At 71.3% G+C, this 22,851-nt stretch carries 18 protein-coding genes; 2 read left to right on the top strand and 16 right to left on the bottom strand.

Annotation, left to right across the window (positions count from 1 at the left end):
• Positions 1-9 precede the first annotated feature (9 nt).
• From AB0M59_RS32320 to AB0M59_RS32265, 12 genes are all read right to left on the bottom strand, one after another.
• A complete protein-coding gene (locus tag AB0M59_RS32320; RefSeq protein WP_364622797.1) occupies positions 10-2,661 on the bottom strand; it encodes a tetratricopeptide repeat protein in 2,652 nt (883 codons plus the stop codon).
• A 52-nt stretch (positions 2,662-2,713) separates the two neighbouring features.
• On the bottom strand, positions 2,714-3,685 hold the full coding sequence (locus AB0M59_RS32315; RefSeq protein WP_364622794.1) for a glutamate ABC transporter substrate-binding protein: 972 nt from the start codon (positions 3,683-3,685) through the stop codon (positions 2,714-2,716).
• A complete protein-coding gene (locus AB0M59_RS32310) occupies positions 3,682-5,103 on the bottom strand; it encodes a hypothetical protein (protein WP_364622791.1) in 1,422 nt (473 codons plus the stop codon). The genes AB0M59_RS32315 and AB0M59_RS32310 overlap by 4 nt, the downstream gene beginning before the upstream one ends.
• A 108-nt stretch (positions 5,104-5,211) precedes the next feature.
• Positions 5,212-6,348, bottom strand: coding sequence for a histidine kinase (locus AB0M59_RS32305; protein WP_364622789.1), 1,137 nt, complete (start codon positions 6,346-6,348; stop codon positions 5,212-5,214).
• A gap of 14 nt (positions 6,349-6,362) precedes the next feature.
• Entirely contained in the window at positions 6,363-7,625 is a 1,263-nt protein-coding gene (locus AB0M59_RS32300; RefSeq protein ID WP_364622786.1) for a GAF domain-containing protein, read from the bottom strand.
• A gap of 163 nt (positions 7,626-7,788) precedes the next feature.
• Positions 7,789-8,784, bottom strand: a complete 996-nt coding sequence (locus tag AB0M59_RS32295) for an alpha-ketoacid dehydrogenase subunit beta (protein WP_364622783.1) — start codon at positions 8,782-8,784, stop codon at positions 7,789-7,791.
• Positions 8,785-8,797: 13 nt separating this feature from the next.
• The gene (locus AB0M59_RS32290; RefSeq protein ID WP_364622781.1) at positions 8,798-9,754 is read right to left on the bottom strand and encodes a thiamine pyrophosphate-dependent dehydrogenase E1 component subunit alpha; all 957 of its coding nucleotides are present in this window, start codon (positions 9,752-9,754) and stop codon (positions 8,798-8,800) included.
• Entirely contained in the window at positions 9,751-10,785 is a 1,035-nt protein-coding gene (locus tag AB0M59_RS32285; RefSeq protein WP_364622778.1) for an NAD(+)/NADH kinase, read from the bottom strand. Before AB0M59_RS32285 ends, AB0M59_RS32290 begins: the two co-directional genes overlap by 4 nt.
• A gap of 346 nt (positions 10,786-11,131) precedes the next feature.
• Positions 11,132-11,356 carry a heavy-metal-associated domain-containing protein gene (locus tag AB0M59_RS32280; RefSeq protein ID WP_364622775.1) on the bottom strand — a complete coding sequence of 75 codons (225 nt, stop codon included), beginning with the start codon at positions 11,354-11,356 and terminating at the stop codon, positions 11,132-11,134.
• A 64-nt stretch (positions 11,357-11,420) separates the two neighbouring features.
• The gene (locus AB0M59_RS32275) at positions 11,421-11,624 is read right to left on the bottom strand and encodes a cold-shock protein (protein ID WP_013222289.1); all 204 of its coding nucleotides are present in this window, start codon (positions 11,622-11,624) and stop codon (positions 11,421-11,423) included.
• Between the two features lie 203 nt (positions 11,625-11,827).
• On the bottom strand, positions 11,828-12,043 hold the full coding sequence (locus AB0M59_RS32270) for a hypothetical protein (RefSeq protein WP_364622772.1): 216 nt from the start codon (positions 12,041-12,043) through the stop codon (positions 11,828-11,830).
• Positions 12,044-12,211: 168 nt separating this feature from the next.
• Positions 12,212-13,870, bottom strand: a complete 1,659-nt coding sequence (locus AB0M59_RS32265; RefSeq protein WP_284744617.1) for a thiamine pyrophosphate-dependent enzyme — start codon at positions 13,868-13,870, stop codon at positions 12,212-12,214.
• A 135-nt stretch (positions 13,871-14,005) separates the two neighbouring features.
• Between AB0M59_RS32265 and AB0M59_RS32260 the strand changes: the two genes are divergently transcribed.
• Both AB0M59_RS32260 and AB0M59_RS32255 read left to right on the top strand, forming a co-directional pair.
• Positions 14,006-15,286 carry a hydroxyacid-oxoacid transhydrogenase gene (locus AB0M59_RS32260; protein WP_364622769.1) on the top strand — a complete coding sequence of 427 codons (1,281 nt, stop codon included), beginning with the start codon at positions 14,006-14,008 and terminating at the stop codon, positions 15,284-15,286.
• Entirely contained in the window at positions 15,280-15,693 is a 414-nt protein-coding gene (locus AB0M59_RS32255; protein ID WP_364622766.1) for a thioesterase family protein, read from the top strand. Before AB0M59_RS32260 ends, AB0M59_RS32255 begins: the two co-directional genes overlap by 7 nt.
• 233 nt (positions 15,694-15,926) lie before the next feature.
• On the opposite strand, the gene AB0M59_RS32250 is transcribed toward AB0M59_RS32255, so the two are convergent.
• The 4 genes from AB0M59_RS32250 to lanKC all read right to left on the bottom strand — a co-directional run bounded on the left by AB0M59_RS32250 (position 15,927) and on the right by lanKC (position 22,513).
• On the bottom strand, positions 15,927-17,975 hold the full coding sequence (locus AB0M59_RS32250; RefSeq protein WP_364622763.1) for an ABC transporter ATP-binding protein: 2,049 nt from the start codon (positions 17,973-17,975) through the stop codon (positions 15,927-15,929).
• Positions 17,972-19,639, bottom strand: coding sequence for an ABC transporter ATP-binding protein (locus AB0M59_RS32245; protein WP_364622760.1), 1,668 nt, complete (start codon positions 19,637-19,639; stop codon positions 17,972-17,974). The genes AB0M59_RS32250 and AB0M59_RS32245 overlap by 4 nt, the downstream gene beginning before the upstream one ends.
• 128 nt (positions 19,640-19,767) lie before the next feature.
• Positions 19,768-19,911 carry a SapB/AmfS family lanthipeptide gene (locus tag AB0M59_RS32240; RefSeq protein WP_360664135.1) on the bottom strand — a complete coding sequence of 48 codons (144 nt, stop codon included), beginning with the start codon at positions 19,909-19,911 and terminating at the stop codon, positions 19,768-19,770.
• Between the two features lie 37 nt (positions 19,912-19,948).
• Positions 19,949-22,513 carry a class III lanthionine synthetase LanKC gene (gene lanKC, locus AB0M59_RS32235; RefSeq protein WP_364622757.1) on the bottom strand — a complete coding sequence of 855 codons (2,565 nt, stop codon included), beginning with the start codon at positions 22,511-22,513 and terminating at the stop codon, positions 19,949-19,951.
• Positions 22,514-22,851: the final 338 nt, after the last annotated feature.

The raw sequence follows: 22,851 nt of genomic DNA, 5'->3' as shown, positions 1-22,851 counted from the left end.
CGTGGTCGCTCAGGTCAGCGTCCGGGGGCGGATGGCGTTAGCCCGGTCCACGAGCTTCACGCGCTCGTCGACCGTGCTCGCCAGCCGCGCCAGCGCGCGGTAGCACCGCTCGAGCCCGAGCCGCAGCTCCCGCTCGTCCAGCGAACACCCCAGCACCCGCGCGCCCGGCGTGGGTTTGCCCTGCCTGAGCCAGTCGTGCGCGGCTTCGAGCACCCCCGCGGACAGCCGCGTCTGGCGCTCGAGGTCCAGCCGGAGCCGCTCCAACCGGGACGACGCGTCCAGCAGGTCGTGCTCGGTCACCGGCGTCTCGCGGCCGTTCGCCTTGGTCGCCGTGGTCTTGATCTTGATCGCCGCGACCTGCGCGTCGACGTAGTGCGTCGACGACGGCGGGACCGTCTCCAGCACCTCCACGGCGCTGTTGCGCGCGCCCTGCGCGAGGTACACCCGCGCGAGGCCGAACGCCGCGCTGACGTACGTGCGGTCGGTCCGCCAGACCAGCTCGTAGAACCGCGCGGCGGCGAAGTAGTCGCCGACGCCCTCGGCGCTGATCCCCAGCGCGAGCTTCGGCGCGATCTCGCCCGGCAGGTCGTCGTACACGGACTCGAACGCGACCTGCGCGACCCGTGACCGCCCGCCCGCCAGTTCGATCAGGCCGCGGTGCCAGTCGATCCGCCAGTCGTGCGGGAAGCCGTTCTTGATCGCCAGGTACTGCCCGGCCTGCAGCTGCCGCTGCGCCTCGGCCAGCTCGCCCAGCTCGATCCGGGCGCGCACGATCCGCAGCCGCACCTCGATCGACTCGCGCGGCGCGCCGGCCAGCGCCTCGATGGCGCCGCGCGGGTCGAGCGCGGTCGTCGTGGCGAGCACGCCCGCCGCCGGGTCGTCCGTGTCGACCTGCGGGATCGGCAGGCCGGCGACGACCTCGTCCGCGCCGGGCAGCGGCACGCTCCGGCCGGTCTCCGGCACCACCAGCTGCACGCCGAACGTGCGGCTCTCCGGGCCGAACACCGTCGACGCGCCGGGCCGCGGCTTGCCGGTGCCGAGCGCCATGATCTCGCGCAGCACGCCGGTCAGCTGGTCGCCCATCTCCTCGGCGGAGAGGAACCGCCGGTCCGGGTCGGCGTGCGTCGCGCGTCGCAGGAACCGGTAGTACGAACCGAAGAGCGCGAACAGCGGGACGGCGTCCGGGCCGGGCAGCGTCGTCTTGAACTTGCTGGTGTAGCCGGTGAACTCGAAGCTCAGCACCGCGAGCGTGCGCCCGACGGTGAACAGGTCCGACGCGATCGACGCGCCCTGCTTCGCCAGCTCCGGCGCGCTGTAGCCGGTGGTGAAGAACAGCGGGCTCTCGTAGTCGTCCATCCGCCGGACCGCGCCCAGGTCGATCAGCTTCAGCTGCTCGTTGGTCTGGATCACGTTGTCCGGCTTGAGGTCGCAGTAGAGCAGGTTCTGGCTGTGCAGGTACCCGAGCGCGGGCAGGATCTCCAGCCCGTACGCGATGACCTGGCCGATCGGCAGCGGTTCCGGGCGGCGGCTCTCGCGGTGGTGCGCGAGCGCGAGCTGCCGCAGCGACTGGCCGCCGACGTACTCCATGACGATGTAGCCGACGGTCGTCCCGCTGTGGGCGTCCGGGTGCTGCACGAAGTTGTGGATCTTGACGATGTTCGGATGCTCGACCTCGGCGAGGAACCGCTGCTCGTTGGCCGCGGCCGCCATCGCCGTCTGGTCACCGGTGTCGATCAGTCCTTTGAGGACGACCCAGCGGTCGCTGACGTTGTGGTCCTGCGCCAGGTAGATCCAGCCCAGGCCGCCGTAGGCGAGCGCGCCCAGCACTTCGTACTGGCCGCCGACGAGCTCGTTCGGCTGCAGCTTCGGCACGAACGAGAACGCCGTCCCGCAGTTCTCGCACTTTCCTTCCGGCGAACCGGGTTTGCCGTCCTTGCCGCGGCCGACCTTCGCGCTGCAGCTGCTGCAGAACCGCTTCTCCTCCGACACCATCGGGTTCGTCAGCACCGCCGACGCCGGATCACGCGAGGGGACCGCCGGGACCTCGACGAGCCCGGCACCGAGCCGGCCGCGGCGCGAGCGGGACGTCCGGGACGACGTCCGCCGGCCCGTCCCCGGGAACGAGCCGGAGCCCGAGCCGCTGCCGGTTCCCGTGCCGGTGTGCCGGCCTTCGCTGGTGCGTTCGGGCAGGACGCTTTCGGTGCCCGGGTCCGGCAGCGGGGCGCCCGGGCCGGTGTCCGGCCGCGGCGCCGGCGGCATGATGCTCTGGGTCTCCGGCGCCGGCGCGGCGAGCACGCTCGTCGGCTGCGGCGCGTTCGGGTCGGGGCGGATCGCCTGCGTCGCGGGCTGCACCGCGTGGGTCGCCTGGACCGGCGGCACGACGGGGTTCATGCTGCCCGGCGGGCGGGTCGGATCCTCGGCACCCGGGATCGTCCCGCGCACGGCCGACGGCTGGCCGCGCGGCGGCGTCGGCGGGCGGCGGACGGGCGCGTGGAAGACGGTCTCCTCGCCGCGGGGCGGCTCACCGTCGTCGAGGCGGCCCGAGATCGACGGCTCCGGCGTCTCCCACCGCACCGGTGGCGGCGGCTGCCAGCTCGGCGTCGCCACCTGCGGCTCCTCGTCCGGCGCGGCGTGCCGAGGACGGCGCGGCTCCTCCGACACTGCTACCTCCCAGATCCCCGGCGTGCGGAGACCGATCTTAGTCGCGACGAGCTCACCGGTACTGCGGCGACGGCGGCGAAGCCGGCCCCAGCGAAGGCTCCACCCAGCGGCGGTAGCTGTTCTGCCACGCGTCGCTGCCGCGGATCTTGTCCAGCACGGCGTTGACGTACCTGACCATGTCCTCGTTGTCCTTCGGCACGCCGATGCCGTAGTTCTCCTCGGTGAACGGGTCGCCGACCACCTTCAACGTCGGATCCTGCGCGGCCATCCCGGCGAGGATCGTGTCGTCGGTCGAGACGGCGTCGACCTGCCCCTGCTGGAGCATCACCAGGCAGTCCGACCAGTTGTCCACCGAGACCGGCACCAGCTTGGCCGGGTCCGTGGCGATCTTGGCCAGCGAGGTCGACTTCTTCGCCGCGCACACCCGCTTGCCGCTCAGGTCGGCCAGCTTGGCCACCTTCGACTCCTTCGTGACCAGGATCCGTTGCCCGGCCACGTAGTACACCGACGAGAACTGCACCGACTCCCGGCGCTTGCAGGTGATGCTGTAGGTCCGGACCACGATGTCGACCTGGTGCTGCATCAGGACGTCTTCACGCTGCAACGACGGGATCGCGCGGAACTGCACGCGTCCCTCCGGCGAGCCGAAGATCGACCGGGCGATCTCGTTGACCATGTCGATGTCGAAGCCCTCGAGGTTGCCCGTCGTGGGGTTGCGGAACCCGAACAGGTAGGTCGTCTGGTCGACGCCGGCGATCAGCTTGCCGCGTTCCTTGATCTTCGCCATGGTCGAGCCGTCGGGGGTGCCGGTCCCGTTCGGCGCGAGGCTGACCAGGGGGTTGCAGCTGGTGTCGGTGGCGCCGCCGGCGGTCGAGTCGGGGCCGCCGACGTGCGCGGGCTGCGGCCAGGCCGCGTTGCTCACCGGGGCCGGGTCGACCGGCTGCCCGGGGCTGCCGCAGGCCGCCAGCAGCAGTGCGACGACCGCCAGCGCGCCCGCCCGGACCGTGTTCCCCCGCCTGCTCACCGGTACTCCCTCAGTCGCTCCCGGATCCCCATGCTGACACCCGCCGCGGCGACGACGGCCAGCACGGCCAAGCCGGGCGCGAGCAGCGTCAGCGCGGCCTCGCCACCGTGGGTGTCGTCGAGGAACTCCTGCCTGCCGACGTCGATCGCCGCCTGGAGGCTGTCGTCGAGGTGCCGAAAGGCCGGTGCCGAGCCGTCGGTCTTGTCTTCGAGGACCGCGGCGTCGACGGCTTCCTGGTACGCGCCGGCGTTGTCCTGGTCGCGCACCTGCTTGTGCGCCTTCATCCAGTCGTTCGCGGCCTTCGTCGCGTCGGCGACCTTCGCGGCGCCGTCGCCGTCCTGGATCAGGCCGCGGGCTTCCGCGAGCAGGCCGCCCTGGCCGTCCGGGCCGACCAGCTGGGCCGCGTTGGTGCCGAAGTCCTTCTCGTACGCCGCGCCGTCGCCGCGGGCGACCAGCGTCAGCGTCTCGTCGGCACGGGCCTGCAGCGCGGCGATCCGCGCGCGGACGAGGACGTCGACGCGGTGCGAACCGTCGTCCTGCCCGCTGCCGACCAGGCTGCCCTGCACGACCAGCGCGACCGCGCCCCACAGCAGCGACACCACGACGGCGGCCGTCGCGACGACGAGCCCGACGTTGAGCAGCCGGTTGGTGCGCCGCGTCAGGTAGACCTGGGCCGCGATCAGCGCGGCGAGCAACGCGACCACGAGGATCGTGGCGAGCCACGGGAACCCGGTGGCGCTGTCCTGCTCCTCGATCAGCCGCTCAGTGTCGACGCGGTAGAGGTCCTGCGCGGCGGGCAGGATCTTCGCGCGCATCAGCTCGGACGCTTCGCGGAGGTAGGAGGCGCCGACCGGGTAGCCGAGGCGGTTGTTCGCACGGGCCGTTTCGACGAGCCCGGAGTAGACCGGCAGCGACTGGTTGAGGACGTCGACCGGACCGGCCGCGTCCGCGACGTCGGAGGAGTCGGAAGCGGCCTTCGCGAGCGCGGCACCGGCCTCGGCGATGTCACGCTCGTAGCGCGAGCGGAGCTCGGGCGGCTCGGTGCCGATGGAGAGGAACGCGCTCGCCGCGGTGGCGTCGGCGTCCGAGAGCGACTTGTAGACCTGCTGCGCCGCGGCGGCGAGCGGCTCGCGGTGGTCGATGACGCCGCTGATCGTGTCGTCGCGGTCCTGCACCGACAGCGTCGCGACCAGGCCGGCGACGAGGGCCAGCAGCACCAGTCCGACGGCGATCACGGTGAGCCGGCCCGGGGTGGTCGCGGCGGATTGGATGATCGCGCGCACCCCCTGGCCCGGCAGGTCCAGCAGGCCGAGGAGGCCACTGCGGCTTCCGCCGCGGTCGCGGCCGTCCGGTGGCGACGGCGGTGGGGGTCCCGGCGCGGGCGCCGTGGGACCCGGGGCCGTCGCAGTGCTGGTCATCCCCGATTCCTCCCCGAAAGCCGTACCCGCAGAAGGTAGCCGAGTCACCAGCCGCGCGGGCACGGGCACCGCCCGCTGTCACCAGCACGTGATCTCGGCACCGACCGGTCAGCTCCGGATTTCGGCGTGTACGCACCAGTAGCCGTCGTCTTGGCCCGATTCCAGCGTGCCACCGGCGAGGGCCAGGCGCTCGCGCATGCCGGCCAAGCCGAAACCTTCACTCGTCCGAGTGAATTCGCCGAGCGTGTTGCGGACCTCGAGCCGGACTTCCGCCGGCGTGTACCCCAGCCGCATCCGGACGTCCTCGCCGGGCGCGTGCTTGCCCGCGTTCGTCAGGGCTTCCCGCGCGACGCTCACCAGCGCGACGACCGCCGCGGACGGCAGCGGCCGGGCCTCGCCGTTCGCGTCGAAGCCGACGTCGACGCCGTGGTTGCCGGCGTGCTCGGCGGCCAGCGCGGCGAGCGCCTCGGCCAGCGGCGGGACGTCCCGGCGTAGCGCGGCGACGGCGTTGCGCGCTTCGGCCAGCCCGTCGGCGGCCAGGCGCCGCGACCGCCGGACCGACCGCAGTGCACCGTCCACATCGGACCGCTCGGTGAGCAGCGCCTCGGCGAGCTCGAGCTGGACCCCCAGCGCGCCCAGGGAATGCGCCAGGACGTCGTGGATCTCGCGGGCGATACGCGTGCGTTCGTCGAGGGCGGCGGCGCGCGCGTGTTCGGCCTGCGCGAGCCGCGTCTGTTCGAGCAGCGCCTCCGCCTGGTTGGCCTGGACCTCGTACTGGCGGCGGTTGAGCCCGACCAGGACGAGCAGCAGCATCACGGCGGCGTCGGCCAGCGCGGCGCCTGCCGAATGCCCGGCGACCAGGTGCGCTGTGACCGCGAGCGCGATGTCGAGCAGGCCGATCCCGAGGATCACGCCGACGCTCACCGTGGTCAGCGCCGCGAGCCGGCCGAGCGCGATGACGGACAGGAGGATCGCCGAGGAGTCCCCGGCCCGGCCGACGAGCGCCGCCGGCAGCGCGCTGGCCACGGCGAGCAGGGCGGCCGCCGTCTTCGGCCGCCGGGACGCGAGCACGACGAAGCCGAGCCAGCAGGCGCTCGCGACGCCGTAGGCCGTCCAGATCCGCGGGTCCGGCTCGCGCGCGGTCACCAGCGTCCCCGCGACGAACAGGGTGCCGAGGACCTGCACCACGAGCCAGCTCGGCGCGATGGTGTCCGGCAGCAGGGGGCGTTTCGGCACGTCCCCCATCTTCCCCGCCGAGATCAGCCGCGGATGGCGGGGGCGAGCGAGTGCGGCAGCACCTCTTCGGGGCTCGGCGGGCGCCGGACCAGCACTTCGACGTCGTCGGCGAAGCGGTACGGCTTCGCGCCGAGGATGCCGCCGAAGTGGCGCCGCAGCCGGGACATCTCGGCGCGGACGGTGACCGTGCGGCCCGCGTCGCCGAACAGGTCGGACGACAGCTCGGACGCCGAGCGGCCGGCGGGGTGGCTGGCCAGCACGTACAGCATCTCGGCGTGGCGCGGGCTGAGCCGGTGCGTCCAGGTCCCGGCCGCGCCGGCCACGGTCAGCTCGGGTTCGCGCGGCGACCGGACGTCGAGGACGACGCGGGTCGGCGGCGCGGCGTCGTTCTCGGCCGGGCGGATCAGCCAGCCGCCGGGCACGGGCTCGACCGCGCAGTGGCCGTACGCCGGCAGCCAGACCCCGCCCGGGGCGAGGTTCGCGGGCAGCGCGATCCGGTCGACCGGCGCGAGCCCGGCGGCCGCGGCGACCCAGCCGTGTTCGTCGGCGACGACGGCCTGGCCGCCGACCTTCGCGAGCACCGGGACGGCGAAGCCCCGCAGCCGTTCCAGCTCGGTGAGGTGGGTGGTGCGCAGCTGGGACTCCGCGAGCCGCGTCACGGCGTCGACCAGCGCCAACGTCGTCGCGTGGACGGTCGAGGCCGGGCCGGAGAGGTCGACGACGCCGAGCAGCCTGCCGTCGCGCGGGTCGTGCAGCGGCGCGGCGGCGCACGTCCAGGAGTGGTGCGAGCGGACGTAGTGCTCGGCGGCGTACATCTGGACAGGGCGACGGGTGACCAGCGCGGTGCCGATCGCGTTGGTGCCGACGGCTTCCTCCTGCCAGTCGACGCCTTCGACGAACCCGAGCCGATCGGCGCGGCGGCGGACCGCGGCGCTGCCGTCGCGCCAGAGCACGTGGCCACCCGCGTCGGCGATCACCATGATGTGCGCGGCCTGCTCGGCGAGGCTGATCAGGCCGCCGCGCAGCGTCGGCAGCGCCTCGGCCACCCCGCTCGTGCGGCGGCGCGCTTCCAGCTCTCCGACGGTCAGGACGGGCGCGGCGGACCGGCTGTCGGGATCCATGCCGAGGCGGCGCATCCGCTGCCAGGACGCGTCGATGACCGGCCGTGGCCGACTGGGCAGGTCCTTGCCGGTCAGGGCCGCTTCGTGCACCCGCGCGAGGGCACGCGCGTGCCGCCGGGGGTCCACCCCGGCAGGCAACGCTGCCTCGAGGTCTCGCTGCCCCAACCGCCGCTCCTTGCGCTCCGCCTCCTCAGTCTGCCTTTTCGGTCCGCTGATCGGAAGGTGGCGACGATCTCAGGCCGTGAGCGCGGCGATCACGGGGTTCGGAGCTTCCAGGTGCACCAGGCGCCCGGTTCGTCCACTGTGGACAGTAGCCGGGCCGGCCGGATCACCGCCGGTACTCCACGACCGCCTTCGCCGCGTTGAGGACCTTCTGCGCGTCCGGGATGTAGAGGTCCTCGAGCGCGTCGGAGAACGGGACGGGCGTGTGCGGCGGCGTCACCATCTCGATCGGGGCCCGCAGCGAACCGAAGGCGTCCTTCGCGACGAGCGCGGAGATGTCCGTGGCGAGGTTGCAGCGCGGCGAGGCCTCGTCGACGACGACCAGGCGTCCGGTGTTTTCGACGCTTCCGAGGATCGTGCCGGTGTCGAGCGGGCTGGTGGTGCGCGGGTCGATGACCTCGGCTTCGATGCCGGTGCTCGCCAGCTCCCTCGCCGCTTCCTCGGCGACGGCGACCATGCGGCCGATCGCGACGATCGTGACGTCACCGCCGTCGCGCACGACGTTGGCCTCGCCGAACGGGATCGTGTAGCTCTCCTCCGGGACGTCGCCGCTGGCGTCGTAGAGGGCCTTGTGCTCGCAGAAGATCACCGGGTCGTCGTCGCGGATGGCCTGGATGAGCAGGCCTTTCGCCTCGTACGGGCTCGACGGCACGACGACCTTTAGTCCCGGGATGTGCGTGAAGATCGGGTACAGGCACTGCGAATGCTGCGCGGCGGCCCGCAGCCCGGCGCCGTACCTCGTCCGGATCACCACCGGCGTCCGCGCGTGGCCGCCGAACATGTACCGGAACTTGGCCGCCTGGTTGAAGATCTGGTCGAAGCAGACGCCCATGGAGTCGATGAACGTCAGTTCCGCGACCGGCCGTTGCCCACGGGTCGCGGCGCCGATCGCCGCGCCGACGAAGGCGGACTCGGAGGTCGGCGTGTCGAGCACGCGGCCGGGGAACTTGTGAACCAGGTCTTTCGTGCCGCCGCGGACTTCGCCCCAGGCGTCGCCGCCGCCCGCGTCGTCCTCACCCATGACGATGACCAACTCGTCGCGCTCCATCTCCTGGGTGAGCGCCTCGCTGATCGCCTCGCGGTAGCTGATCGTCCTGGCCATGACCGGGCCCTCCTCAGTACGACACGTAGACGTCGGTCTCGAGGTCTTCCTTCGTGGGTTTCGGCGCGGCCTTGGCCTCGGAGACGGCGTCCTCGATGAGCTTCGCGATCTCGGCGTCGATGTCGTCGAAGACCTGTCCGGGCAGCTCACCGCTGTCGGTGACGCGTTCCCGGAACCGGGTGAGGCAGTCGATGTTCTCGCGGGTGTCGGCGGTTTCGCCGGCCCGGTAGGTCTGCCGGTCGCCTGCGAAATGCCCGTAGTGGCGAGTGAACTTGATCTCGATGAGCGTCGGGCCACCGCCGTCGCGAGCGCGTTCGACGGCCTCCCCCGCGGCTTCGTGGACGGCGAAGAAGTCGAATCCGTCGACGATCACGCCCGGCACGCCGAACCCGGCGGCGCGGTCGGCGATGTTGTCCGAGGCGACGGACCAGGTGCTCGACGTCGCTTCGGCGTAGCCGTTGTTCTCGGCGATGAAGAGGGCGGGGAGGTCCCAGACCGCCGCGAGGTTCAGCGCTTCCAGGGTCGTCCCCCGGTTGCCGGCGCCGTCGCCGAAGAAGGCGACGCCGACGCCGCCGGTGTTCTGCTGTTTCGCGGCGAGGGCGGTGCCGCAGATGAGCGGCGGGCCGCCGCCGATGATGCCGTTCGCGCCGAGCATGCCCTTCGAGAGGTCGGCGATGTGCATCGAGCCGCCCTTGCCGTGACAGGATCCTGTCTTGCGACCGTAGATCTCGGCCATCATGGCCTTGACGTCGACACCCTTGGCGATGCAGTGGCCGTGACCGCGGCGGGTGCTGGCGACGGCGTCGCGGTCGTCGAGATGGGCACAGACACCGGCGGCGGAGGCTTCCTCACCGGCGTAGAGGTGCAGGAACCCGGGGATTTCGCCGGTCGCGAACTCGTCGTGCACCCGCTCTTCGAACGCTCGGATCGTGCGCATCACGCGATACGCCTCCCGCAGGGTGTCCGTCATCTTCGACGCTCCTTCCCTTGTTCGGTTTCGGTGCGCAACAGCCCTTTCCGTGCCGCTTCCGCCATCGCCGCCCGGACGTCCACGACCCACGGACCATCCGGCTTGAGCTCGACGAAGGCGCTTTCGCCGGTCTTCAGTTCGAGTTCGCGCTCGCCGTCCAGCGCGATGACACCGCCCGACGCGGCGAGCTCGACGCGCATCCCGGGTGTGAGCACACCCCACCCGCGCACCCCGACGGGCCGCACGAGCCCGGGCGCGATGGGCGCGTGCACGACGTACGGCGTTTCGTCGACGGGCCCGAGCTGCAGCGCGACACCGTCCGGGCTCGACCGAGGGCTGGGACACAACTGTCCGGGCACGCTGGACAAACCGATGCCGTCGGGTTCGGCGAAGGTGCAGTAGAGCTCAGTGAGCGAGGCGGGATCCCACAGCACCCTCGCCCCGATGTGCCGGCTCGACGAGACGCAGACATCCACGAGCGCGATCTCACGACGCGCCTTCGTGACGACTTCGAGAACGCTGACGCGATGCGTGACGAGATCGGGATCGACCTGCCCGGAGGCGATCAGCCCGGCCGCCAGCCCGGCGACGGTCGCCTCCCGCATCTGCGGGAACGCGTTGTTGGTCCCGGTGGAGAGGGCGAGGATCGGAACGTCTTCGCAGGCCGCGGCGGCGACGCGGGCGGTGCCGTCCCCGCCGAGCACGACGATGACCCCGGCCCCGGCTTCGACCATCCGGCGCACGGCATTGGTCGTATCGGCGGCGGTGCCGGTGAGGGGATCGTCGTCGCAGAAGTCGACCGTGGGCCAGCTCCCGCCTCGTCCGAGAGCCTTGAGAACCGCGGCGGAGATGCCCCCGAGATCGGTGGAGACCAGGGCCCGGTCAAGGCCGGTCACCGCGAAGGCGGCCAGCAACCGCTGGACCATGTTCGCCTTTTCCGCGGTGGGGAACACCGAAGCCTGTGCGACCAGCCGGCGGATGTCCCGCCCCGAAGCGGGATTCGCGACGATCCCCGCCACCGTCTCGCCCAACCTGACCTCCTGTCAGCGCACCGGAGAACAGAAGACTCCGTCGCGGGCTGAAAGGGAAGGGTTGCAGGGCGTTGCAGTGTGCACAGGGGGCTGCGGCTCGCTCAACGGTGCCGCGAGCCAGGCCGACGCATGACCCGGTCACGGCTGCTCACCGCGCGCCGTGTCGCGCCATCGCCCCTGCCTGTGCACCTGCGCGCCGATGTCGCCGGCGCGGCCGCGCTCCGCTCACCCTGCGGTGCAGGTGCCGCGGACGACCGCTCGACTGAGCCGGAGATCACACTGACGCTGGATCTCCAGTGGACTGTCCAAGGCGGAAACAAACCGAGGTCGACCGTCGACGAAGGAGCTACGAGACCAGGCTCGCCGTGCCCTCGTAGGAGAAGCCGGCCTCCTCGACCGCGGCGCGCACGTCTACCTCGGCCAACGGGCTGTCGGCGCGAACGACCACCCGGCCGGTCGCGACGTCGACCTCCACTTCGGTCACTCCCCGCAGACCGGTGAGTTCTTCGGTGACCGACTGCGCGCAGTGTCCGCAGCTCATCCCGGAGACGGTGTACCCGTGCTCGATCATGGTGTGCAGCATACGAAAAGGGCCGCCACCCCGAACGGGTGACGGCCCTTCCCCAAGATCAAAGTCAGATCACGGTGACCGACGTGGCCTGCGGGCCCTTCTGGCCCTGGCCGATCTCGAACTCGACGCGAGCGTTCTCTTCCAGGCTCTTGAAGCCGTTACCCTGGATCTCGCTGTAGTGAACGAAGACGTCGCCGCCACCGTTGTCGGGGGTGATGAAGCCGAACCCCTTCTCGGAGTTGAACCACTTCACAGTGCCCTGAGTCATCAAAATCTCCATATGCAACCACAAAACAGGAAGCCACTTCGGCGCCCCGGGTCAACACCCGAGCGGTTTGCTTCCTCGGCGAGGAGACACTACGCCCGCTGATTCTGCGAGCGTGACTCAACACGAACACAAAAATCTAGACCAACGACAGTAAAGCACACCTTGAGTAGGGCGGACAAGCCGTCGTCACCGAACAGGGTGAGCTATTCACCACTCGCCGGGCGCAGCCCCTCCCCGCTGAAGGGCGACCGCCAGGTGGTGTCGCGCTCGGCGGCGACCACGGCGTCGTCGTGGGCCTCGGCGCTGGCGCTGAACAGCACCGGTACGACGCCGGAGGACTTCCGCGCTGGTTCGGATGCGTGCTGGTGATCGGTCACGTCGAAACTCCCCTCGTTCCCTGCCCGCTTCTCGCGGGTCATGACCGTGATGGTGCCATGCGGCACCGACAGAAACCGGTTGTTTCCCGCCGGGACCCGGCCGGGAAGGTTCAGCGCGAACCACCACCGGAACAACGCCAGATTACCTGAGCCGCCGCCGTGCTACCACACAACTTCCCGGCGTTTTCCGAAGCGAAACCGAGCAAACCCTTACTGGGCGGGCGGTTGCGGACGCGCTTGCCCGAGCAGGGCCGAAAGCCGCACGTCGGGGGTCACCACGTCCGGGTCGGTCCGCACGTCGATGACGCACGGGCGCTGCCGCACCAGCGCGCTGGCGATGATGGGCTCGAGCTCCTCACGATCGTCCACCGTGTACCCGGCCGCGCCGAGTCCACGCGCCCACGAGGCGAAATCCGTCAGCGGGATGGACACCCCGGACAGCCTGCCGTGCGTGCGGGCCTGGTGCATGGCGAGCGCGCCGTGCACGCCGTTCTGGAAGACGACGACCATCACCGGCGCCCGGTACCGCACGGCCGTTTCGATCTCCTGACCGGTCATCAGCGTCCCCGCGTCGCCGACCATGGCCACGACGGTGCGCCGCGGCTCGGCCAGCTTCGCCGCCACCGCGGCCGGCACGGCGTAGCCCATCGCGGCGTTGCTCGGGCCGAGCTGGCTGCGCGGCGCGGTGAAGCACCAGTACCGGTGCATGAACTGCGCGAAGTTGCCGGCGTCGCTGGTCACGATGGTGTCCTCGGGCGCCAGCTTCCGCAGCGCGCGGACGACGTCGACCGGGTGCACCCGGGTGTTGCCGCTCGTGTCGGGCGGGGTCATGAAGGTGTGGACGGCCGCGTTCGCCGCCGAAGCCCGCCGCGTCCGCGGCGACGCCACCTCGCGCAGCTCCCTCAGGAACGGCTCGACCTCGGAGTCGACGCGGAAGGTCAGTCCGCGCCGCCGCGAGCTGACGTCGATGCCGGTGCCGACCAGGATCAGCGTCTGCTGGGCCGTCGGGTAGCGGTAAGCCTGGGTGGTGACCTCGTCGAGCTGGGTGCCGAGGGCGAGGACCAGATCGGCCCGTTCCAAGGCGTCCAGCTGCCGCGCCGGGATGCCGAGCCCGAGGTGGCCGGCGTAGCGGGCGTGGTTCTCCGGGAAGGCGTCCTGCCGCCGGAAGGCGTTGTAGACGGGCAGCGCGAGCTCGTCGGCGACCGCGATCAGCTCGTCGCGCGCGGACCGCGCCCGGCCGCCGACGATGACCACGGGGTACTTCGCCTCGTCCACCAGTTGCGCGACGGCGTCCGCCGAACGGCCCAGCGTGCCGGAAGCCGGCGGCCGGACCCGCGCCATCGGCTTCGCCGCGTCGTAGGGCATCCCCCAGACGTCGCAGGGCACGCCGAGCACGACCGGCCCCGGCCGTCCCTCCTGCGACGTGGTCAGCGCGTGCGCGAGCAGGCTGGGCAGGCTGTCCGGGTCGGTCACCCGCAACGTCGACTTGGCGATCGACTCGAACATCGCCGTCAGGTCCGACGTGGGCAGCTCCCCGGACGACGACGGCACCGGCTCGGTCGCCGGCGTCTCCAGCAGCACGACCATCGGGGTTTCGTCCTGGTACGCCGTCTGGACGCCGATCGCCAGGCTCGCCGCGCTCGGCCCCCGGCTGGCGAGCAGCACGGCGGGCCGTTCGGTCAGCTTGCCCTCTGCCTCCGCCATGAACGCCGCGCCCGCGTCGTGGCGCGCCGAGACCAGCGTGATCTCCCGCTCCCGTTGCAGGGCGTCGAGCAGTTCCAGGAAAGACTCGCCGACCACCGCGTACACGCGGCGGACCCGCGCCTCGGTCAGGATCCGCACGGCCGTCTGGGCGACGGTCGCTCCCAGTTGGTATCTAATGAGGAGAGCTTAGGCGGGCACCGTTCAGTGCAGTCAAGTGATCTTCGCCGAAACCCGGTAAGGATGGGCTGAATGTCCGCTTTGACCGACTGGTAGCCGATCAAGGGAGCGAGGGCCGTAGTCTTGACCGCGACCGAACATGAAACCGTTTTTACTTACGGTGCACCGGCGTTGAAGTACGGCACCGGCGCCAGCGACGAGATCGGCTACGACCTCACCCAGTACGGCGTGCACCGCGTGCTCGTCGTCACGGATCCGCAGGTCGCCGCGACCGGCTGGCCGCGCCGCATCGCCGACGGGATCGCGGGCTACGGCATCGAAGCCGAGATCTTCGACGGTGTACACGTCGAACCCACCGATGTCAGCATGCAGAAGACGGTTGACTTCGCCCGCGGAACCGGTCCGTACGACGCCTTCGTCGCCGTCGGCGGCGGGTCGGCCATCGACACCGCCAAGGCGGCGAACCTGCTCACCAGCAACGACGGTGAGCTCATGGACTACGTCAACGCACCGGTCGGCGGCGGCCGCGCGCCGGACCGCCCGCTGAAGCCGCTGGTCGCCGTTCCCACAACCACCGGCACCGGTTCGGAGAGCACCACGGTCTGCGTGCTCGACGTGCTGTCCCTGCGCGTCAAGAGCGGGATCAGCCACCTGCGGCTGCGCCCGACCCTCGCCGTCGTCGACCCCCGGCTCACCGTCAGCCAGCCGGCCGGCGTGACCGCTGCCAGCGGCATGGACATCCTCTGCCACGCCGCGGAGAGCTACACCGCGAAGCCGTACACCGAGTTCGAACGCAAGCGCCCGGAGCAGCGCGTGCCGTACTGCGGCTCGAACCCGCTGGCCGACATGTTCGCCGAGCAGTCGCTGCGGCTCCTGTCGTGGGCCCTCCCGGCCGCCGTGCGCGACGGCGACGACCTCAAGGCGCGCGAAGCCATGGCCCTGGCCGCGACGTTCGCCGGGCTCGGGTTCGGCAACGCCGGCGTCCACATCCCGCACGCCAACGCGTACCCGATCGCCGGCCAGGTCCGGGATTTCCACCCGGACGGCTACCCGGGCGAAGAACCCATGGTGCCGCACGGCATGGCCGTGTCGCTGACCGCGCCCGCGGCGTTCCGCTTCACCTTCGACGCGGCGCCGGACCGCCACCTGCGCGTCGCGCGCCTGCTGGCGCCCGACTTCGAGTGGCCCGGCGACTTCGCCGACCACCTGCCCGCGGTGCTGATCGACCTGATGCGGCGGATCGGCATCCCGGACGGCATCGGTGCCGTCGGTTACGCGGAGTCCGATGTGGACTCGCTGGTCGAGGGAACGCTGAAGCAGCAGCGGTTGCTGGCCACCGCACCGCGCGAGGCGTCCGAAGAGGACCTTGCCGGCATCCTGCGCGAGTCGGTTTCACTGTGGTGAACGGCTACCCGCACTGGCAGACGATTCCGTTGCGCTGGAAGGACAACGACGTCTACGGGCACGTCAACAACGTGGTGCACTACTCGCTGATGGACACCGTGATCAACACGTGGCTGATCGAGCAGGGCGGCCTCGACATCGAAGCCGGGGAGGAGATCGGGCTGTGCGTCGAGTCGCACTGCGGCTATCACTCATCGGTTTCCTTTCCTGGAGCGTTGCGGGTGGGCTTGCGCGTGGCACACCTCGGGAAGTCCAGCGTGCGCTACGAGATCGGCATGTACGCCGCCGACGAGTCCCTGGTCGCCGAAGGGCACTTCGTGCACGTCTTCGTGGACCGCGAGTCCCGCCGGCCGACACCACTCGCCGGCAAACTGCGTGAGGCGCTGGAAGCACTGCGACCCGGATGACGTCGACCGCCTGCGGTTCACCTCCTCTCTGACGGTGCCGGTTCCGGGCCGGGTTCTTCCCGCGCTTCCGATCATGCACGACGGCACCGACAGAACCGGTCGGACGGCGCAAGTTGTCCACAGGCGTGGAAAAGATCGGCGAGTTGTCCACAGATTCGCGACGAGGGGTTTCCCGACCGCTCGATGGCGATAATCTGGAAGCCCGATGAGATACGTCCACAGTGGACGGGCAGTCAGCTCACTCGAGCGGCTCGCGACACGGATGGCGGCCTAGGCGTCGATCCGGTGGCACCGTTGTGAGAAGGCGGCCCGCTCGTGGCTCCGTTGCCCGCAGGCATGCCGGCGGCGGTCCCCACGTCCACAGATGGATCAGCAGTAGCTGCGGCTCCGTCGCCGGCAGGCGCCCCGGAGACGACCGCAGACCCTGTGCCCACTGACGGATTCGCAGTGGTCGCGCACCCGTTGCCGGCAGGCGCCCCGCCAACGGTCGCGCCACTGCTCGCAGGCGGCAAGCCCCCGGTACCGGCCGGTTGGCTGCCTGCACCCGCGGTCGGCTCGGCACCGGTGGCTGGTTCCCCAGCCACCGGTGTCGCCCAGGCCTGCATGAGTTCGGCGTACCGCGCCGACCTGGCCAACAGGTCGGTGTGGCGGCCCAGTGCGGTCTCGCGGCCGTCCATGACGAGGACGCGATCCGCGCGCAACGCCGAGGAAAGCCGGTGCGCGATCACCACCAGGACACCACCCCGCGCGGCGAAGGCCCGCTCCGCGCGGGCCTCCGACACCGGGTCGAGATGGGAGGTAGCTTCATCGAGGATCACGAATTCAGCCGAGCTGGCATACACCCTGGCCAGCGCGAGCAACTGCGCTTCGCCCGCGGAGATACCTTCGCCGCCGTGACCGATTTCGGCGTCTAGACCGCCAAGGCGTCGAAGCAGCGCGCCCGCGCCCACCGCGTCCACGGCGGCCGACAGCGCATCGTCCGAAGCTGACGACGCGAAGAGGCCGACGTTGTCCCGCACTGTTCCCGCGAAGACGTACGCCTCCTGCGGGATCAGCGCCACGAGCTCGTGGCGGAGCGCCGCGGGCACGTCCCGGACCGGGACGCCGCCCAGCAGCACGCGGCCTTCCTGCGGCGTCAACATCCCGGTCAGCAAGCCGGCCAATGTCGACTTGCCGATGCCACTCGGCCCGACGACGGCGAGGTGCTCCCCCGGTCGCAGGCCCAGGTCCAGCCCACGGACCACGGGCTCGGCCGTCGCGCCCCAGCCGAACGTCAGGCCGCGGACCTGGACGTCGCTGCCGCGCGGGGTCGCCGTGCCGTCGGGCACGACGGGTAGCTCGGCCGTCTCCGCCAGCCTGCGGAGCGCGACCAGCAGGCGCAGGACGACGGTGCCGGCCGTGGCCGCCAGGCCACGCAGGGCCGGTTGCATCGTCGTGGCCAGGTAGACCAGCGCGCCGAGCGCCGCACCGGCGGTCAGTTCGCCACGTGCCACCAGGCCCGGCGCCAACGCCAGCGCGAGCAGCAACGGGACGAACCCGCCGAGCGAGATCACCAGGGCCCGGAGGGCACTCGACCGCGCCACACGGATCGCGGCCGTCGCCTGCTCGTCGACCGCGTCGTACATCGCGAGCGCGGCGATCGGCTCGGCACCGCAGGCCACGATGTCGCGCATCCCGGCCAGCGATGCACCCGCCGTCGCGGCCGTGTGCTCGTCGGCCAGGGCCAGCGCGCGCTGGCGACGGGCGAGAGAAGGAAGGAGGCAGACGAAGACGACCAACGAGACGACCACCGGCACCGCGACCGGAATCACCAGCGCGCCGGCGACCGTCACGAGGCCGGCGAGCGCGGACGCCGTCGTCACCAGCATGCCGCGGGCCTGCACCAGCAGACCGGCGGTCGCGTCGCGGACCACCTCGACGTGCTGGGTGATCCGGGCGACGCCGCTGGAGTCCGGCTGGTTGCGCGGCGGGGACTCGTCGTGCAGCACGCCACGGACGACCGCGGTCACCAGTGCGTCGCGCAGCGGCTCGACCACCTTGCCGAGCTGGTGCCACACCATCCGCGAGCCGAACGCGCCGAGCACGGCGGCGAGCCCGAACAACGTCAGCCAGCCGAGGCCGGCCGCCGGGTCGCCGACCGAGAAGCCACGATCCACGGACAGCTCGACGAGCCGTCCCGAGAAGAAAGCAGGTACGCCTTCGAGCAGCGAACAGACGAGCAACACCACACCGCCACGCCACTGCCCGGCGAGAGCGGACCAGTACAACCGGCGCAGGCTCACTCGTCGTCCTCCGTGAAGACACCCCGGTAGCCCGGCTCCTGCCAGAGGGCGGCGTGGGGGGCCACCGCGCGGATCCGGCCCTCCTCGAGCCAGACCACCAGGTCGGCGCGGGCGGCGGTGCCCGCGCGATGGGTCACGACGACGCGGGTACGGCCAGGCAACGCCCCGGCCAAGGCGCGCTCGACCGCGGCCTCGGTGACCGTGTCGAGGCTGGCCGTGGCGTCGTCGAAGATCAGGACGCGCGGGTTGTGCACGATCGCGCGGGCCAGACCGAGCCGCTGGGCCTCGCCGCCCGAGAGCGGCGTCTCGGCCAAAGGCGTGCGGTAGCCATCGGGCAGGCGGACGACGACCTCGTCGACCTGCGCGGTCCGGCACGCGTTGCGGACGGCGGACTCGCCGGCCCACGTGCCGTAGCCGACCGCGTCAGCGACCGTGGCGCCGAGCAGCGCGGGCCGTTCGAAGGCGTAGCCGACGACCGCGCGCAGCTCCTCACGACGGAGGCGCTCGAGCGGACGACCGTCGAGCAGGACCTGGCCTTCGTCAGGCGTGATCAGGCCGCCGAGCACGCCGGCCAGCGCGGACTTGCCCGCGCCCGACCGGCCGACGACCGCGAGGTAGGTGCCGCCGTCGATGCGCAGGTCGATTTCCGCCAGCGCGCCCGTGACGCCGATGTGACGGAGGTCGACGGTGCCGTCGCCGGGCAGGAGCGGGAGCTTGCCGGACACGGGTTCGGGCTCGTCGAGGACCTCGACGAGCCGTTCGGCGCAGCCGCGTGCCCGGGACAGCGCGGTGAGCAACGGGATCTGGGTGACCAGGCCGAGCGCGAGGGTCACGTAGCCGAGCGTCGCGACGACGTCGCCGACGCTGAGCCGGCCGGCGAGCACGCCGAAGCCGGCCGCGGCCAGCACGCTCAGCTCGACCGCTGGTGTCAGGAGTCCGGCGCGCCAGACCATGCGGGCCTGCGTGCGCCAGATGCCGAGCCCGGCCATGCCCAGCTTCGGCAGGGGCCGCAGCACGCGCTCGGCTTCGCGGTCGGCTGTGCCGGACGCCGCGATCGTGCGGAGGCCGGCGACGGCGTCGACCATCCGGGCTGCGAGTTCGCCGGAAACCTGCTGGTAGGCGAGGACGTCGTCGGCGGTGTGCTTGAGGTGACTGCGAGCGAGCAGCAGCGCGAACGGGATGCTGCCGAGGAAGACGAGCGCCAGCCGCCAGTCGAGCAGGGCGAGCAGCACCACTGCGCCGGAGGAGATGACCAGCATCGAGCCGCACTGGACGACGATCGTCACGATGCCGCCGGCACCGACGCAGTCGCCGGTGAGCCTGCTGATCGCGTCGCCCTCGGCAAAGCGTGAACGGGCGCCGAGCGCGAAGAGCTTGTCGGAGAGCGTGCGGCGCAACCACGCGGACGCGGTCGCCGTCACGCGGGTGGTCAGGATCCCGCCGACGACGTCGGCCGCGATCTCCGCGCCGCCGACGAGCAACAGCCACGAGACTTCGGGCCGGCTCGGGCGGCCCGCGACCACGGCGTCGACCGCGGCCGCGAGCGCGCCGGGAAGGAGCAGCCCCGCCGCGGTGGCGACCAGGGCGGTGACGATTACGGCGGCGAGTCGCGATCGGTCGAGGCCGGCTACCCGGACCAGCAGCCGATCGGCGGAGCCGCGCATCTCACTCCTTCGGACGAGGTACCGCCGGGGCGGTACCGGGGCCACAATGAACGTGCGGGAGCGGCGCACTTGGCCTGTGCCGCTCCCGCACCGTTCACCTAGGCACTACTTGCCGGCGGACTGCCAGGTCAGTGGCAGGTCAGCAGCGAGATCGTGCTGTTGGTGCAGGAGGCCAGCAGGCTCAGGTTCGACGGCGCGCCGCCCCCGCCGCCGTGCCCACCGTTGAGCACCTCGGGGGTCTCCAGGGCCTGCAGCTCCAGAACGAGTTCCATGGTGTTCCTTTCCTCGGTTTTTCGTGCCCGCCGGTCGTCAGCGACCGGAGGTGTGTGGGGACGGCGTGCTGCCCAGGAAGGGCAGCACCTCCTTGCCGTCCAGGAGGGCGGCGAGCGCGAGGAGGATCCCCGCGCCGCCGGTGTTGACGTCCATCGACAACCGCAGCAGCTGGTTGCCGGGGAAGGCGAGGCCGCCGCGGAACGGGACCGCGTACCAGGCCAGCCGGGCCAGGTGCAGGTCGATCGCGTCGCGGACGCGCTGGTCGGGTTCGGCGCCCATGCCGAGGGCGACCGCGAGCCCGAGCCGGCCGTAGAGCAGGCCGGGGTGGATCACGAACTCGCCGCGGCACGATTGACGCAGCTCGGGCAGGCTTTCGCAGGCGACAGCGTCCGGGCGGTGCCGGGCCAGCTGCTCGGCGACCACGAGGATTCCCGCGCTGCCGATGGCGGCGTACGGGAGGGTGCGCGTGGCACCGTCGCGGACCTGCAGTGACGCGTCGTCGGCGAGCACGCATTCTTCGAGGTCACGGCACAACGCCTGGTCGGCGAACGCCAGCCACGCGGGCTCGCCGGTGCTTTCGAAGAGCCGGATGAACAGCAGCGCCGGACCGGACCAGCCGGACAGCAGGCCCGCGCGGGCGAACTTCCCGGGCGGCGCGGCGGTTTCGAGCGCCTCGGCCAGCCGGACGGCGGTGGAGAGTGCCTGCCGGCCGAACTCGTTGTCCTGCCGGGCCGCGGCGAAGTGCAGCTGCGTCAGTCCGATGCCGGCCAGTCCGCCCTCGAGCGCGTGGTCGGTGGTCTGCTCGACGAGGCGCGCCGACGATGCCAGCAGCCGGCTCGCCTCGTCGTGGTGGCCGAGGTTCTCCAGCACGTACGCGATGCCGTAAGTGCCGTCGTAGAACCCGGGCCGGGTCGGCGGGTCACGGCGGACCGAGTCGATCAGCCAGCGCTCGTGCTCGGGGAACCGGCCGGCGCCGGCGACGTCGAGGGCGTGCAGCACGCCCGCGGCACCGACACCGAAACAGGCGCCGCCGACCCGGAACTGCTCGATGTCGCCCGGGAACAGCCGGTCCTGGCGCTCGGGAGTCGCGCTGGCCAGGATCGCCTCGGCGATCTGCTTGCGGACCAGCGGCCAGTCCGGCTTCTCCTGGTCGAGTTCCGTGTGAACCGGTGCCGGCTCCGCGGTCTTCTCACGCGAAGCCAGCACCGCGACTGCGGAGTCGGCGTAGCCCTCGGGCAGGGCGAACCGGCGCTCGACGAAGTCGGCGATGCCGCGCAGCTTCGCCGGCGCGAGCTCCAGCAACGCGGACAGCGGCAGGAAGATCCACAGCCGCAGCGCCGCGAGGGCGTGCTCGTCGATCTCGAAGCCGGTCCGGTCGGCCGGTGCGCGGAAACCCGGCGCGCCGAGCGCGGGGCGTTCGCCGGACTCGATGGTCGCCGCCATCTCGAAGTCGATCAGCGAGACCCGGCTCTCGTCGTCCTCGTCGATCAGGATGTTCAGCGCGTGCAGGTCCCCGAAGACGAAACCGCGAGCGTGGATCTCCTCGATCGTCTCCTCGACCTTCGCGAGCACGGCCAGGGCGCGGGCGGCGTAGGCGGTGAGGTCGGCTTCGGTCGTGTCACGCCTGGTCAGCGGGTAGTTGCGGGCCAGCCAGTTGCCGAGCGACGTGCCGGGCATGTACTCCATGGCGAGGTAGTGGTGTTCCCAGACGGTGAAGTGCTCGAAGGCACGGGGCACGCCGGGGATGCCGGCCAGCGCGTCGAGCACCTCGTGCTCGCGGCGCAGCCGGGCGACGGCGTCGATCTGGGCGCGGTCCAGGCCGGCGTGGGGCCGGGCCTCCTTGAGCACGACCTGGTCACCGCCCGCTTTGGGGTCGGCCAGGTAGACGCCGCCGCCGTTGGAGAAGTGCAGCGAGCTCGTGACCTGATAGGGGAACTGGCTCGGGTCGCCGGCCTTGCGCGCGGCGATGCTGCTCTGCAGACAGGCCGGAATCTTCACCCAGTCGGGGACGGAGAACGTCGGTTCCCGCTTGTCGGGCACGAGCCGGCCATCCGGCTTGCGGATCGCCAGGACGCGGTTGCCGTCGTGTTCGACCCACTGTTCGGCGAATCCGCCGTAACGGACGTAGAGTGGTCCGGCGCCGTATCTCAGGTCGCTCAAGATATAGGCACCGTGCTCGCCTTCGAGCCGGACCGCCAGATCTTCGAGAACACGCCCCAGCTCGTCTTCGTCAGCCGGGTAAATGGTGATGAGCTTGGCGCTGCCGTCACGGGGGGCGTATTTCGAATTCCGGGCGAGCAGGATCATCAGCGAGCGGAGGTGCTTGTAGGCGATCCGGCGCTCGATACAGTACTCGTGCACCTGCACGAGCACGCGCCGCGCATTGTCCAGGCCAGCGGAAACGTGGATTTTCCAACCCTGGCCGGGAAGTTGACGACCTTCGGGGCTCAGCGCCCGCCAGACCCCGCGGTCGGCGGTGACCCAGCCGGTGGCCGGCATCGGCAGCGCCTGGGCAAAATCGTCGACCGGCGCGCCGATTTCCTGTTGTTCGTCGTAGAACAACGGGTCGGCGAAGCAAAATGCTTCGTAGCGCAGGTCCATCGAAGATACCCCTCCGTGTGTTCCCCCGGGCACCTCGGCTCCGGGGACGAGGAATATTCCCCCATGCCGGACGGCCCCACGCCTATCCGCCAACCCGGGGGTTCAACTGGGCTATCCGAGGTAGGCAAAAAGGGCACTTACCAGTCGGTAGTCGAACCCACAGTAATTCTTGGCCGATTGCCAACCACCCTGTCGGGGTGTAACACGAAGCTTTTCCACCATTCCCGCAGGTCCACACCAGGATAACACGGAATAAACCACCGAATTGGCAGAATGCCATCAAGACCTTCTCGTGATCAATTCACCCGGTGGGAGCACACCTGGTTGATCGAGCCAGT

The sequence above is a fragment of the Amycolatopsis sp. NPDC051371 genome (genome assembly GCF_040682155.1).
Taxonomy (GTDB): domain Bacteria; phylum Actinomycetota; class Actinomycetes; order Mycobacteriales; family Pseudonocardiaceae; genus Amycolatopsis.
This window is presented reverse-complemented; position numbering and strand designations above follow the sequence as displayed.